This is a genomic window from Microbacterium sp. NPDC089698, from assembly GCF_044749045.1.
Lineage (GTDB): Bacteria > Actinomycetota > Actinomycetes > Actinomycetales > Microbacteriaceae > Microbacterium.
Genome location: NZ_JBIVHE010000005.1, coordinates 20262 through 33171, shown reverse-complemented (window position 1 = coordinate 33171; position 12910 = coordinate 20262). Strand labels below are relative to the sequence as shown.

The following is a 12910-nucleotide window of genomic DNA, read 5'->3' as shown; positions in this document are numbered from 1 at the left end:
GGAGGCGTTTCGGCCGCTCGCAGGCGGCCGGAGCATCGTGCATCTCCGTCACGAACGTCCGACCCCCCCGCGTAGGGTCGGACCATGTCAACGATCACGACGAAGGCAGCGACGCCCACGGAGTGGGAGGACGTGCAGCGCACGCTCACCGGAGGCGGCGACGGCGCCTCCTGCCAGTGCATCTGGCCGGTGCTGCGCAACAAGGACTGGAACGCCACGACGAAGCAGCAGCGGGTCGGGATGCTGCGGGACGAGATCACGACCGGTCCCCCGCCGGGCATCGTGGCGTATCGGGATGGCGAGGCCGCCGGCTGGATCCGCATCGGCCCGCGTCCGTCACAGGCCCGACTGGCGTACACGCGCACGATCGTGGCCGCCACGCAGGAGCCGCTCGACGACCGCAGCGTGTGGGCGGTGACCTGCTTCTCCGTGCGGCGCGATCATCGCGGGCAAGGGCTGAACGCCGCCCTCCTCGCAGCCGCCGTCGACTACGCGCGCGAGTCCGGCGCCCGCATCGTCGAGGGCTACCCCGTCGACACGGCCGCGGTGAACGTCTCGCCGAACGAGCTGTTCCACGGCGCGCTTTCGACCTTCCTCACGGCGGGGTTCTCGGTGGTCGGCGAACTGCGGTCAGGACGCCCCCTGGTCAGCCTCGACCTCGCGGCATAGCGGTGACGGCCGAGACCGCGGCGGAGAGCGGCGAGCGTCCTCGCTCCTACGATGGAGGGATGCAGAGCCGCACCCGACTTCGCGCCCTGTGGCCGTTCGCGCCGTACGCCCTCGTCGCCCTGGTCCATGTGATCGCCCTCGCCACCCACAGCCCGCTCGCGGTGCCGACGAAGGCGCTGCTCATGCCGCTGCTCGCCCTGCCGGTGGTGCTCGCCTGGCGGACCCTGGCGCCACGGGGCGCTGCGGTGCTCCTGACGATCGCGTTGTTCTTCTCCTGGCTCGGCGACGAAGCGGCGCTGTTCTTCCCGTTCGCCCCAGAGCTGCCGCTCATGCTGGGCTTCTTCGGGCTCGCGCACGTCGCCTACATCCTGTTGTTCCTCCGTCACCTGCGGGTGCGCCGGCTGCCGCTGTGGACCGTCGTCTACGCGCTCTGGTGGCTGTTCATGATCATGATCCTCGGGCCGCACACAGGGTCCCTGCTCGCGGCGGTCGGTGCGTACGGCCTCGTGCTCGCCGGGACGGCGGCGACCTCGGCGCGCTGCCGGGCGATGATCGCCTGGGGCGGCGTCTTCTTCCTCTCGAGCGACTCGATCCTGGCGTTCCGGCTGTTCCTGTCCGACGCGATGCCGAACTGGACGAGCCCTGCTGTCATGGTCACCTACACGATCGGACAGGGTTTGATCGTCGCCGGCGCGCTCCTGGCACTGCGCCGCGGCGAGACCGACCCCGCACGGGCCGGCATCGGAGCCGCCGATCGCGGCACGGAGCTCTCGCATGAGCACTGAGCCCTGGGCCGCAGGCCCCGTCCGCATCGACAGCTGGCTGTGGGCGGTGCGCGTGTTCAAGACCCGCTCCGCCGCGACGACCGCGTGCCGCGCCGGCCATGTGCGACTCAACGGGGATCGGGTCAAGGCGGCGCAGACCGTGAAGATCGGCGACGAGCTGCGGATCAGGATCAGCGGCTTCGACCGGATCCTCGTCGTGCGCCAGACCCTCGTCAAGCGCGTCGGCGCTCCCCTGGCAGCCGTCGCGGCCGAGGACCGCACGCCGCCGCGTGATCCGGTCGCCGCCGCGGGTCTGCGGGACCGCGGAGCAGGCCGGCCGACCAAGCGCGAGCGCCGCGACATCGACCGGCTGCGTGGGTGCGGCCAGGGCGGCGAGCACGCCGACCGATGATCAAGAATTTCGCTGTGATCTGGGAGAAAAGTTTTCCACACCCCCTCCTGATATCGAAGCTCTGTTCTATACTGGGAGCATGACCGAAGCCCCGCTCCCTCCCGTCGCAGCTCGCGGCGTGCTGCTGGATGCGTGGGTGGCGAAGCGGGCGGAGATCGCCCGGCTCGAGGGCGAGGCCGCCGAGCTGCTGGCCGCTCGGGAGGAGCTCTTCGACGCGGATGTCCGTGCAGACCCCCAGCACCGCGACATGATCCGCCGGTCGATGATCGCGGAGTACTCCGCCGCGGGGCGCATCTCGAAGACCGCCGCGGAACTCGGCTTCAACGATGCGGCCGCCCTGAGCGAGTTCTTCCCCGCGCTGCGTCATGCCCTGCGGCAGGGTGCGATCACGGCCCAGCACGTCCGCGTGCTGGTCGCCGCGGCCGCTCCCGTGCGCGAGGCGGTGCTCAACGGCCGCCTCGACGCCGGGGCGCTCGCGGTCTACGAGACCGCCGCCCTCACGATCGCCGAGCACGAGACGCCCGCGCGCACCCGCCCGCACGCACGGCAGATCGCGGCGACGCTCGCGGGAGAGGGCATCAGGGATCGCCACGCGAGGGCCGCATCCGAGCGCCAGATCACCGTCCGCCCCCTCGACGACGGAATGGCTCTGCTGACCGCGGTGCTGCCGGAGGTGTATGCCGTCGCGATCATGGATCGCCTCCGCGCTCTCGCGACAGAGGTCGCCGCCGCGGGTCGGAGCCGCCGCGAGAACGACCTCGACCTGATCTTCTCCGACCCGATCGCAGAGCGCTTCGCAGGTGCGGATCCCGAGGAGTTCCCCTTCCCCGAGGATCTCCTCCCCGACGACCCGCGCCTCCAGACCCTCGACCGGATCTCCGCCGCGGATACCTACGCCCTCGACCCGGATCACGACCTCCACGGTCCCGAGACGGACGCCGGCCGCACCACCAAGGTCGACCACGATGCCCGCCCCGAGTTCGTCGCGGCCGACGGCCGGACCCGCCGCGAGATCGAAGCCGACACCTTCATCGACCTGCTGCTGGCCTCGGCTCCCTCCGAGGCGCTCGGCACGGGCCTGGATCGGATCGCGGCGACCGTGCAGGTCACGATCGCCGCCACGACTCTCGCCGGGGAGGACGACCGGCTCGCGGAGCTCGACGGGCACGGTCCGCTGCATCCCGACATCGCCCGCGATCTCGCCCGCCGGGCCGGCGGATGGAGTCGACTGTTCCTGGACGACAGCGGAATGGTCACGAAGGTCGATCGGTACACGCCGTCGACCGCCATGAAGCGATTCCTCCGGGCGCGCGATCAGCGCTGCCGTTTCCCGGGGTGCCAGACTCCCGCCCGCCGCTGCGACATCGATCACAACGAGGACTACGCGCTGGGCGGGCAGACCGAGATCACCAACCTGAGCGACTTCTGTCCGGGGCATCATGCGCTCAAGCATCCGGACATCGGCGACGGTCACCGGTGGACCGCGCATCAGCTTCCGGATGGAACCCTGCGCTGGACGAGTCCGATCGGCCGCACCTACGACGACCACGCGCCGCGCCGCGTCATGTTCGCCTGAGGTCTGCCGGTGCTACTCCGCCGGCAGCGGGGCGTCGTCGAGCTGATCGAGCAGCCAGCGCACCGGCTGTACCTCGGCAGGACCGCCGTCACCCTCCAGCGCCTCGATCCGCGCGGTCAGGCCGCGGTCGCTCGTGACGACGAACACGCGATCACCCGCCGCCCGGTGCGCGGCCGTGACGTCGACGATCGCGTCGTCGCCGGCTGCCGGAGCCCGCACGATCTCGACCGCGCATGCGACGTCGGCGCTGTCGGCGGGATCGGAGACCTCCCGCGCCGCGCCTTCGGCGACGAGCACCACCCGCGGATGCCAGCGCGTCGAGTCCAGCGCGACCCGCTCCGCCGATACTCCGCGCCGAGCCCACGCGTCCAGCCGGTCGCGAAGGCGCGCGGTCGCTCCCGCGCGATCCCTCCACCAGCCGTCCGGCACGGATCCGACGACGTTCGCGGCGTCCACGACGACCACCGGCCGCACGTCCAGCAGCGCACGCAGCTCTGGCCACGCCTCGGCGAAGCCAGGGTGCAGCGCACGGTGGTCGACCTCGTCGACCGGTACCCACTGCAGCGCGAGGCTCTCCGGATCGCTGATCACGGGTTCGAACGGCGACACGACATCCGCGACGACGGTCGTGTAGCTCCAGATCCCGAGATCCAGCACGCTCTCGAACCGCGCGCGGACCGCACCGTCCGGCACGCCGGCCTCCTCCTGCGCCTCGCGGATCGCGCCCTCACGGGCGGACTCCCCCTCGTGCAGCGCGCCGCCGGGCAGCGCCCAGGTGCCGCCGTGGTGGCTCCAGGCGACCCGGTGCTGCAGCAGCACGCCGCGATTCCGATCGTGGGCGAGCAGTCCCGCCGCACCATACCGGCCCCAGTACCGCTCCCCCGTGGGCGCCACCACCCAGGCGTCGCCGCTGTTCAGCGGCCCCTGGGGGCGCCGAGGTTCACCGGGTTCCGGGGGAACGATCGTCACCCCTCCACCCTTTCACACGCCGTCGATGGATAGCCCCGTACGACGGATCGTTGCGCGCCCGCTCCCTTGCGAGAATGGTGGGCATGAACGATGCCTACGAGCTGGACGACGATCCCTCCCGCATCCAGACCGACGCCGTGTGGACCTGGCTCTCGACCGAGGTCTACTGGGGCCGCTGGCGCACCCGCGCCGACGTCGAGGCCCAGCTCACGAACGCGTGGCGCCTCGTCGGCGTCTACCGCACCGACACCGGCGAACAGGTCGGCTTCGCCCGAGCGGTCTCGGACGGCGTCGCGTTCGCCTACCTCGCCGACGTGTACGTGGGCCCCGAACACCGCGGCCACGGCCTCGGCAAGCGCATGATGCAGCTGATGATCGATGACGGCCCCGGCGCGGACATGCGCTGGACCCTCTTCACGAGCGACGCGCACGGCCTCTACCGGCAGTTCGGATTCACCGAGCCCGACCGCACGGCCATGGTGCGTGCCGCGCGCAAGGGCTGACCGGACGTGAACGGCGCCGACCCGTCGGGTCGGCGCCGCATCCGTCAGCGTTGCCGGCGCTCGCGCACCCGCATGTTGATGACGATCGGGGTGCCCTCGAAGTCGTAGAGCTCGCGCAGGCGCCGCTGGATGAACCGGCGGTAGCCGGGGTCGAGGAACCCGGTCGTGAACAGCACGAATGTCGGCGGACGCGTGGTCGCCTGCGTGCCGAACAGGATCCTGGGCTGCTTGCCGCCCCGCAGCGGGTGCGGGTGGGCCGCGACGAGCTCGGAGAGGAAGGCGTTGAACTTGCCGGTCGGAATCCGGCGGTCCCAGTTCTCCAGCGCGGTCTCCAGTGCCGGGACCAGCTTGTCCAGGTGGCGGCCGGTCTTCGCGGAGATGTTCACGCGCGGAGCCCAGGCGACGTGCGCGAGGTCCTGCTCGATCTCGCGCTCCAGGTACCGGCGGCGGTCCTGGTTCTCCATGTCGTCGTCGAACAGGCGGTCCCACTTGTTGAACGCGAGCACGAGCGCGCGTCCCGACTCGAGCACCATGTCGATGATGTTCAGATCCTGCACGCTGATCGGCTGGCTCACGTCGAGAACGACCACGGCCACCTCGGCCTTCTCCAGCGCGGTCGACGTGCGCAGCGACGCGTAGAAGTCCGCGCCCTGCTGCAGGTGCACGCGGCGGCGGATGCCGGCGGTGTCGACGAGGCGCCACAGCTTGCCGCCCAGCTCCACGACCTCGTCCACGGGGTCACGGGTGGTACCGGCGAGCTCGTTGACGACGACGCGCTCCTCCCCCGCGGCCTTGTTCAGCAGCGAGGACTTGCCCACGTTCGGGCGGCCGAGGATCGCGACACGGCGCGGTCCGCCGATCTCGCCCTTGGCGACGGCGGAGACCTCGGGCAGCTTCTCCATGATCGCGTCGAGGAGGTCTGCGACGCCGCGTCCGTGGATCGCGGACACCGGGTACGGCTCGCCGAGACCCAGGTTCCACAGGGCGGCGGCCTCGGGCTCCTGCCGGGCGTCGTCGATCTTGTTCGCGACGAGGAAGACGGGCTTGCCGCTCTTGCGCAGCAGCTTCACGACGTGCTCGTCGGTCGAGGTGGCCCCGACCATCGCATCGACGACGAACAGCACCACGTCGCTGAGGTCGATCGCAACCTCGGCCTGCGCGGCGACCGAGCGGTCGATGCCCTTCGCGTCGGGCTCCCAGCCGCCGGTGTCGACCAGCGTGAAGCGCCGGTCCATCCACTCGCCCTTGTACGTGACGCGGTCGCGCGTGACACCGGGGGTGTCCTCTACGACGGCCTCGCGACGACCCAGGATCCTGTTCACGAGCGCGGATTTGCCGACGTTCGGCCGACCCACGATCGCGATGACGGGCAGCGCGGGCAGGAACTCGATCCCGTCCTCGCCCGAGACGAGGCCCGCAAGCAGCTCGGCGTCCTCATCGTCCAGGTCGTAGTCGTCGAGGCCCGCACGCAGGGTCGCGGCGCGCGACTCGACGAGCTCCTCGTCCATCGCGTCCAGCTTCTCGGCGAGGCGGTCGTCGCCGCCTTCGTATTCTTCGTCAGCCATGGTCGGCTCCTCGCTGCGCTCCGGGCGCACGTCGCTCGATCACCGCGATCACGGCGTCGATGGTCTCCTCGAAGTCGAGGTCGGTCGAATCCACGACCTCCACTCCTTCCGCGGCGGTGAGGAAGTCCACCACCGCGCTGTCCTTGGCGTCGCGGTGATGCAGGGCGGCCGCGACCGCCCCGGCATCCTCCGCGTCGAGCTCCGCGGCCCGGCGCGCCGCGCGCACCTCCGGGGCCGCCGTGAGCAGAATCCGCACGGGGGCGTCCGGGGCGACCACGGTCGTGATGTCGCGCCCCTCCACCACCACGGCGGGGTATTCGGCCTCGCGGGCGATCCGGCGGAACGCGTCGTTCACCTGCACCCGCACCGCGGGCACCCGCGCCACACCGCTCACGGCGCCCGAGACGCGCGGTTCGCGGATCGCGTCCGTCACGTCCGTCGCACCGACGTGCACGAGACGGTCGTCGGGGTCGAGGCCCTGCGCGAACGGGAAGTCGGCGGCGGCGGCCAGCACCGCGGCCTCGTCGGCGGTGTCATCTCCGCGGTCCAGCACGTGCCAGGCCAGCGCGCGGTAGGCGGCGCCCGTGTCGAGGAATCCGTAGCCGAGGCGTCGCGCGACGGCCTTGGACACGCTGGACTTGCCGGATCCGGCCGGGCCGTCGATCGCGACGATGAACGGGTCAGTCATCGGGCATGCTCGCAATCCGCCATCCCCTGGCTTCGAGTCCTTCGACCGCGCCGCGCAGGGCGGCGGGCGTCACGCTGATCTCGGCGAGGCCGAACTGCGCACCGGGCGAGTGCTCCAGGCGCAGGTCCTCGACGTTCACCTCGAGTTCGCCGAGCTCGCCGAAGAGGCGGCCGAGCTGACCCGCGGTGTCGTCGATCATCACGACGAAGGACTCGAACCGGCGGTTCTGGCCGTGCTTGCCCGGCAGCCGCTCGACGCCCTCGTTGCCGTGCCGGATCGCCTCGGCGACCGTGCGCCGGGATCCCGTGCGGTCCGGGTCTCGCAGCGCATCGGCGACCTCGGCGAGCTCCGCCGCGAGGGCGTCGAGCACCGAGACGACGGGCGCCGCGTTCGCGCCGAGGATCTGCACCCACAGTTCGGGGGCCGAGGCGGCGATGCGCGTGGTGTCGCGCACGCCCTGCCCGGCGAGGCGGAGCGAGCCGTCCTCGGCGTCGGCGAGACGCGCGGCGAGCAGGCTCGCCACGACCTGCGGAACATGCGAGGTCAGCGCGACCGCGCGGTCGTGCTCCTCCGGGGTCATCTCGAGCGGCATCGCCTCGAGGTCGAGCGCCAGGCCTTCGACGAGCGCCAGATCCGCCGCGCGGGTCTCCTCGTCGCGGCAGACCACCCAGGGGCGGCCGATGAAGATGTCGGCGCGCGCCGAGATCGCGCCCCCGCGCTCGCGACCGGCGAGCGGGTGGGATCCGATGTACCGGGTCAGGTCGACGCCGCGCTCGCGGAGCACGCGCAGCGGCTCGAGCTTGACGCTCGCGACATCGGTGACCACCGCATCCGGGAATCGCGCCAGCTCCGCCTGGATGACGTCGGCCGTCACGTCCGGCGGCACGGCGACCACCACGAGGGCCGGGGCGTCGTCCTCCCGGGCGGCGCGGCCCGCGCCGTAGTCGATCGCGAGCCGCAGCTGCGCGGGCGAGGTGTCGGCGAGGGCGACGTCGACGCCCTTCGCGGTCAGGGCGTGCCCGATGCTGGCGCCGAGAAGCCCCGCGCCGACGATCCGGATGGTTCCGGACAGCCGCGCGGCACGCTCGTTCGGCGTCCTGCTCGTGTCGCTCACTCGTTCTCCTGCGCGTCTCCCCGGTCGGCGTCGGTCCCTGAGGCTCTCGAAGGGTTCGAAGCACCGTCTGCGGGGGAATCCTGGCGCGACAGGGTCAGAAGCGCGCCGAGTTCGATTTTAGTCAGTTCCCGGGACTTCCCCGCAGGGAGCGTTCCCAGGTGCAGCGGGCCGAACTGCCGCCGCACGAGTTCGGTGACCGGATGCCCGACGGCCGCGAGCATCCGTCGCACGATCCGGTTGCGTCCGGAGTGCAGCGTGAGCTCGACGAGGCTGGATCCCCGGGACGAGTCCAGCAGTCGCGCCTTGTCGGCGACGATCCGCCCGTCCTCCAGATCGATGCCCTTCGTGAGCTTCGCGATCGTCTGCGCGGTGACGATGCCCTCGACCTTGGCGATGTAGACCTTGGTCACGCCGAAGGAGGGGTGCGCGAGCACGTGCGCGAGGTCGCCGTCGTTCGTGAGGATGAGCAGTCCGCTGGTCTCGGCGTCCAGGCGCCCGACGTTGTAGAGGCGCTCCTCGTAGTCCTTCGTGAAGCGGCGCAGATCCGGCCGCCCCTTCTCGTCCTTCATCGAGGAGACCACGCCGGTGGGCTTGTTCAGCATGACGTAGCGCTTGCCGGTGTCCAGCTGCACCGCGGTGCCGTCCACGTCGACGAGGTCGGTCTCGGGGTCGATGCGCCGGCCGAGCTCTGTGACGACGGCTCCGTTCACGCGGATCCGTCCCTCGACGATGTACTGCTCGATCACGCGCCGCGATGCGACGCCCGCGTTGGCGAGCACCTTCTGCAGGCGCACGCCGTTCTCCGAGAAACCGGCAGGGGGGATTTCGGTCGACATCATGCCCTTTCGCTGAATCCTTCTGAGCCGTCGTCGAGCAGCGGCGAGATCGGCGGCAGCTCGTCGAGCGAGTTGATGCCGAGGTTCTGCAGCAGCGCGTCCGTCGTGCCGTAGTTGATCGCACCGGTCTCGGAGTCCTGGAAGAGCTCGGTGATGAGCCCGCGGCCGACGAGTGTGCGCACCACGGAGTCGACGTTGACGGCGCGGATCGAGGCCACCTGGCTGCGGGTGACCGGCTGCTTGTACGCGATCACCGCGAGGGTCTCGAGCGCCGCCTGCGACAGTCGCGCCGGAGCCTGCCCGCCCACGAAGTCCGCGACGAGATCGTCGTAGTCCTCGCGCACGTACAGCCGCCAGCCTCCGCCGACCTCGCGCAGCTCGAAGCCGCGCCGCGGCCCCTGCCCTCGGCCGTCGTACTCGTCGACGAGCGACGCGATCGCCTGCCGCACGGCCGGCACCGGCGCGCCGACCGCGGCGGCGAGGGAGACGAGGCTGTGCGGCTCGTCGATGATGAGCAGGATCGCCTCGAGCTTCTCGGTGAGCGGCTGCTCGATGTCATCGGTCATAGTCGGCTCCCAACGTCGCCAGCATCTCGTCGGTCCAGTGCTCGGCCGACCACCGCAGGGTCAGCTCGCCGAGCGGCTCCAGCTGTTCGAAGGAGAGCGCCGCATGCCGATACAGCTCCAGCACGGACAGGAAGCGCGCCACCACGACCCCCGGCTCCACCGCCCCCGCCACGATCTCGCGGAAGGTCACGGACTCCGCGCTGCGCAGCAGAGTCACCACGATCGCGGCCTGCTCGCGGATGCTCACGAGCGGCGCGTGCAGATGGTCGAGACCGACCGTGGGGATCTCCTTGGGCGCGAAGGCGAGCAGGGCGAGCGTGCCGAAGTCGGCGGCGCTGAGCGTCCACACCAGCTCCGGCGTGCGCGCACGGTGCTTCTCGTCCAGCCGCACGGCACGGGCGTGGCGCCGGTCCTCGTACTGCAGGCTGCGTGCGAACCAGGCCGACACCTCCTTGAACGCGCGGTACTGCAGCAGCCGCGCGAACAGCAGATCCCTGGCCTCCAGGAGGGCGACCGACTCCGCGTCCACGAGCTCGCCCTGCGGCAGGAGACCCGCGACCTTCATGTCGAGCAGGGTCGCCGCGACGACGAGGAACTCGCTCGTCTCGTCGAGGTCCTCGTCCGGTCCGAGTTCGCGCAGGTAGGCGATGAACTCGTCGGTGACCCGGCTCAGCGACACCTCGGTGATGTCCATCTCGTGCTTGGAGATGAGGTTCAGCAGCAGGTCGAACGGCCCGTCGAAGTTCGACAGGGAGACGCGGAACCCGGACTCGGGTTCGGGGATCGGGGCGCCCTCGGGGATCGCGTCAGGCGACGGCGCCACGGGCGACCAGCTCCCGGGCCAGTCGCAGGTACGCCTGTGCGGCGGGGTGCTCCGGCGCGAACTCGGTGATCGGCACACCCGACACCGAGGCGTCGGGGAACTTGACGGTGCGCCCGATCACGGTCTCCAGCACGTCGTCGCCGAACGCCTCGACCACGCGCTCCAGCACCTCGCGGGAGTGCAGGGTCCGCGCGTCGTACATCGTCGCGAGCAGGCCGTCGAGGGTGATCGAGGGGTTGAGGCGGTCGCGCACCTTGTCGATGGTCTCGATGAGCAGGGCGACGCCGCGCAGCGCGAAGAACTCGCACTCGAGCGGGATCAGCACGCCGTGCGCGGCCGTGAGCGCATTCACCGTGAGCAGGCCCAGCGAGGGCTGGCAGTCGATGAGAATGACGTCGTACTCCCCCGCCACCTGACGCAGCACCCGGGAGAGGATCGTCTCGCGGGCGACCTCGTTGACGAGGTGCACCTCGGCCGCGGACAGGTCGATGTTCGCGGGGATCAGATCCAGCCCCTCGACGTGCGTGTGGACGATCGCCTCATGCGCATCGCGCTTGGTGTCCAGCAGCAGGTCGTAGACCGTGGGGATGTCGTGGGTGGGGATCCCGAGACCCGCCGAGAGCGCGCCCTGCGGGTCGAAGTCGACGGCGAGCACCTTGCGCCCGTACTCGGCGAAGGCGGCGGCCAGGTTGATCGACGTCGTGGTCTTGCCGACGCCGCCCTTCTGGTTGCAGAGGGCGATGATCCGCGCGGGACCGTGCGCCGTCAGCGGAGCAGGGATGGGGAAGCCCTGGTAGGGACGCCCGGTCGGCCCGATCGGGGTGTCGTCCTTCGTCTTCTTCGCCACGTTTCTCCTGCTCGTCGTGCTCGATCGATCATAGCCGCCGACGAGGTTCCGGCCCCGGCCCCACACGCCGGTCCGCCGGATCAGCGGGTTCGGAGGCGCTCCTTCGCCGCCGCGATCAGCCCGTCGAACAGCCCCGGATCCTCGTCCGTCTCCGGATGCCACTGCACGCCGACCGCGAACCGGTCGCCCTCGGCCTCCATGGCCTGCAGCACGCCGTCCGCGTCGTGCGCGACCGGGAGATAGCCGGGATGCTGCGCGACCGCCTGATGATGGTGCACGGGGACGGTGAGCTCGGGCGCCACGAGGCCCGCGACCCGGCCCTCGGCGTCGACGCGCACCGAGGCCGAGCCGTACGACGTCGGCCCTCCGCCGTGCTCGCCGTGGCCGACCACGTCGGGCAGGTGCTGCACGAGGGTTCCGCCGGCGGCGACCGCCATGAGCTGCATGCCGCGGCAGATCCCGAGCAGGGGCAGCCGGATCCGGTCGGCCTCGGCCAGGAGCGCGAGCTCCCACGCGTCCCGGTCGTCGTACCAGCGCACCACGCTCGGGTCGGGCTCCTGCCCGTAGCGGGCGGGGTTCACGTCGGCCCCGCCCGCGATGAGGAGCCCGTCCAGGCGCGCGAGCACCTCGCCCGCGGCGCCGGGAGCGGCGACCGGCGGCAGCAGCAGCGGCACGCCGCCGGCGCGCTCGATCGAGCGCGCGTAGGCGCTCGGCAGGAGGTCGGCCTCGACCTGCCGCCAGGTGCCCCAATCGGCGGCCTGGCGGTAGGTCGTGAGCCCGACGACGGGGCGCGGCTCAGTCAAAGTCGGATTCCAGCGGGGTCACGTACGCGTTCGAGAGGCCGCCGTCGACGAGGAAGTCCATGGCGGTGATGAAGCTCGATTCGTCGCTGCCGAGGAACGCGACCGCGTTCGCGATCTCCTCGGGTTCGGCGAATCGCCCCATCGGGACGTGCACGAGCCGGCGCGCGGCGCGCTCGGGGTCCTTCGCGAAGAGCTCCTGCAGCAGCGGCGTGTTCACCGGGCCGGGGCAGAGCGCGTTGACGCGGATGCCCTTGCGCGCGAACTGCACGCCGAGCTCGCGGGTCATCGCGAGCACGCCGCCCTTGGACGCCGTATAGGAGATCTGCGAGGTCGCCGCACCCATGATCGCCACGAACGACGCCGTGTTGATGATGGATCCGCTCCCCTGCTCGAGCATGTACGGCAGCACGGCCTTGCAGCAGTAGTAGACGCTGGTGAGGTTGACGTCCTGCACCAGGTTCCAGGCGTCGATCCCGGTCTTGAGGATCGAGTCGTCGGTCGCCGGCGAGATCCCGGCGTTGTTGAAGGCGATGTCGATGCGGCCGTAGGTGTCGTGCGCGACGGCGAAGAGGTTCTCCACCTCGGCCTGATCGGTCACGTTCACCTTCACGAACACGCCGCCGAGCTCCTCCGCGATGCGGGGGCCGTTCGCCTCGTCGAGGTCGCCGATGACGACCTTCGCGCCCTCCGCCACGAACTTCTTCGCCGTCGCCAGTCCGATACCGCTGCAGCCGCCGGTGATGACGCCGACCTTGCCTTCGAGCTTTCCCATTCC

At 71.1% G+C, this 12910-nt stretch carries 15 protein-coding genes; 5 read left to right on the top strand and 10 right to left on the bottom strand.

Annotation, left to right across the window (positions count from 1 at the left end):
- Nucleotides 1-84: 84 nt before the first annotated feature.
- From ACIPY5_RS13915 to ACIPY5_RS13900, 4 genes are all read left to right on the top strand, one after another.
- Nucleotides 85-669, top strand: coding sequence for a GNAT family N-acetyltransferase (locus tag ACIPY5_RS13915; protein WP_400971675.1), 585 nt, complete (start codon nucleotides 85-87; stop codon nucleotides 667-669).
- A gap of 59 nt (nucleotides 670-728) precedes the next feature.
- Nucleotides 729-1454, top strand: coding sequence for a lysoplasmalogenase family protein (locus ACIPY5_RS13910; protein ID WP_400971673.1), 726 nt, complete (start codon nucleotides 729-731; stop codon nucleotides 1452-1454).
- The gene (locus ACIPY5_RS13905; RefSeq protein ID WP_400971671.1) at nucleotides 1444-1845 is read left to right on the top strand and encodes an RNA-binding S4 domain-containing protein; all 402 of its coding nucleotides are present in this window, start codon (nucleotides 1444-1446) and stop codon (nucleotides 1843-1845) included. Before ACIPY5_RS13910 ends, ACIPY5_RS13905 begins: the two co-directional genes overlap by 11 nt.
- Before the next feature lie 79 nt (nucleotides 1846-1924).
- Nucleotides 1925-3421 carry a DUF222 domain-containing protein gene (locus ACIPY5_RS13900; RefSeq protein WP_400971669.1) on the top strand — a complete coding sequence of 499 codons (1497 nt, stop codon included), beginning with the start codon at nucleotides 1925-1927 and terminating at the stop codon, nucleotides 3419-3421.
- Nucleotides 3422-3433: 12 nt separating this feature from the next.
- Here ACIPY5_RS13900 and ACIPY5_RS13895 read toward each other — a convergent pair whose 3' ends face one another.
- Nucleotides 3434-4390: an NUDIX domain-containing protein gene (locus ACIPY5_RS13895; protein ID WP_400971667.1), complete on the bottom strand. Its 957-nt coding sequence runs from the start codon at nucleotides 4388-4390 to the stop codon at nucleotides 3434-3436.
- An 83-nt stretch (nucleotides 4391-4473) separates the two neighbouring features.
- Between ACIPY5_RS13895 and ACIPY5_RS13890 the strand changes: the two genes are divergently transcribed.
- Nucleotides 4474-4893: a GNAT family N-acetyltransferase gene (locus tag ACIPY5_RS13890; protein WP_400971665.1), complete on the top strand. Its 420-nt coding sequence runs from the start codon at nucleotides 4474-4476 to the stop codon at nucleotides 4891-4893.
- Nucleotides 4894-4937: 44 nt separating this feature from the next.
- Here the strand turns inward: ACIPY5_RS13890 and der are convergent, their stop codons facing one another.
- From der to ACIPY5_RS13845, 9 genes are all read right to left on the bottom strand, one after another.
- Complete coding sequence (gene der, locus ACIPY5_RS13885) at nucleotides 4938-6458, bottom strand: ribosome biogenesis GTPase Der (RefSeq protein WP_309357039.1); 1521 nt, start codon at nucleotides 6456-6458, stop codon at nucleotides 4938-4940.
- Complete coding sequence (cmk, locus tag ACIPY5_RS13880) at nucleotides 6451-7146, bottom strand: (d)CMP kinase (RefSeq protein ID WP_309357040.1); 696 nt, start codon at nucleotides 7144-7146, stop codon at nucleotides 6451-6453. The genes der and cmk overlap by 8 nt, the downstream gene beginning before the upstream one ends.
- Nucleotides 7139-8260 carry a prephenate dehydrogenase gene (locus ACIPY5_RS13875; protein WP_309357042.1) on the bottom strand — a complete coding sequence of 374 codons (1122 nt, stop codon included), beginning with the start codon at nucleotides 8258-8260 and terminating at the stop codon, nucleotides 7139-7141. The genes cmk and ACIPY5_RS13875 overlap by 8 nt, the downstream gene beginning before the upstream one ends.
- Nucleotides 8257-9099 carry a pseudouridine synthase gene (locus tag ACIPY5_RS13870; protein ID WP_400971661.1) on the bottom strand — a complete coding sequence of 281 codons (843 nt, stop codon included), beginning with the start codon at nucleotides 9097-9099 and terminating at the stop codon, nucleotides 8257-8259. The genes ACIPY5_RS13875 and ACIPY5_RS13870 overlap by 4 nt, the downstream gene beginning before the upstream one ends.
- Complete coding sequence (scpB, locus tag ACIPY5_RS13865) at nucleotides 9096-9662, bottom strand: SMC-Scp complex subunit ScpB (protein WP_400971659.1); 567 nt, start codon at nucleotides 9660-9662, stop codon at nucleotides 9096-9098. The genes ACIPY5_RS13870 and scpB overlap by 4 nt, the downstream gene beginning before the upstream one ends.
- The gene (locus ACIPY5_RS13860) at nucleotides 9652-10485 is read right to left on the bottom strand and encodes a segregation and condensation protein A (protein ID WP_400971657.1); all 834 of its coding nucleotides are present in this window, start codon (nucleotides 10483-10485) and stop codon (nucleotides 9652-9654) included. Before ACIPY5_RS13860 ends, scpB begins: the two co-directional genes overlap by 11 nt.
- The gene (locus tag ACIPY5_RS13855; RefSeq protein WP_309357046.1) at nucleotides 10469-11332 is read right to left on the bottom strand and encodes a ParA family protein; all 864 of its coding nucleotides are present in this window, start codon (nucleotides 11330-11332) and stop codon (nucleotides 10469-10471) included. The genes ACIPY5_RS13860 and ACIPY5_RS13855 overlap by 17 nt, the downstream gene beginning before the upstream one ends.
- A gap of 80 nt (nucleotides 11333-11412) precedes the next feature.
- Nucleotides 11413-12135: a gamma-glutamyl-gamma-aminobutyrate hydrolase family protein gene (locus ACIPY5_RS13850; RefSeq protein WP_400971655.1), complete on the bottom strand. Its 723-nt coding sequence runs from the start codon at nucleotides 12133-12135 to the stop codon at nucleotides 11413-11415.
- Nucleotides 12128-12907, bottom strand: coding sequence for a 3-oxoacyl-ACP reductase (locus ACIPY5_RS13845; RefSeq protein ID WP_400971653.1), 780 nt, complete (start codon nucleotides 12905-12907; stop codon nucleotides 12128-12130). Before ACIPY5_RS13845 ends, ACIPY5_RS13850 begins: the two co-directional genes overlap by 8 nt.
- Between the last annotated feature and the right edge of the window lie 3 nt (nucleotides 12908-12910).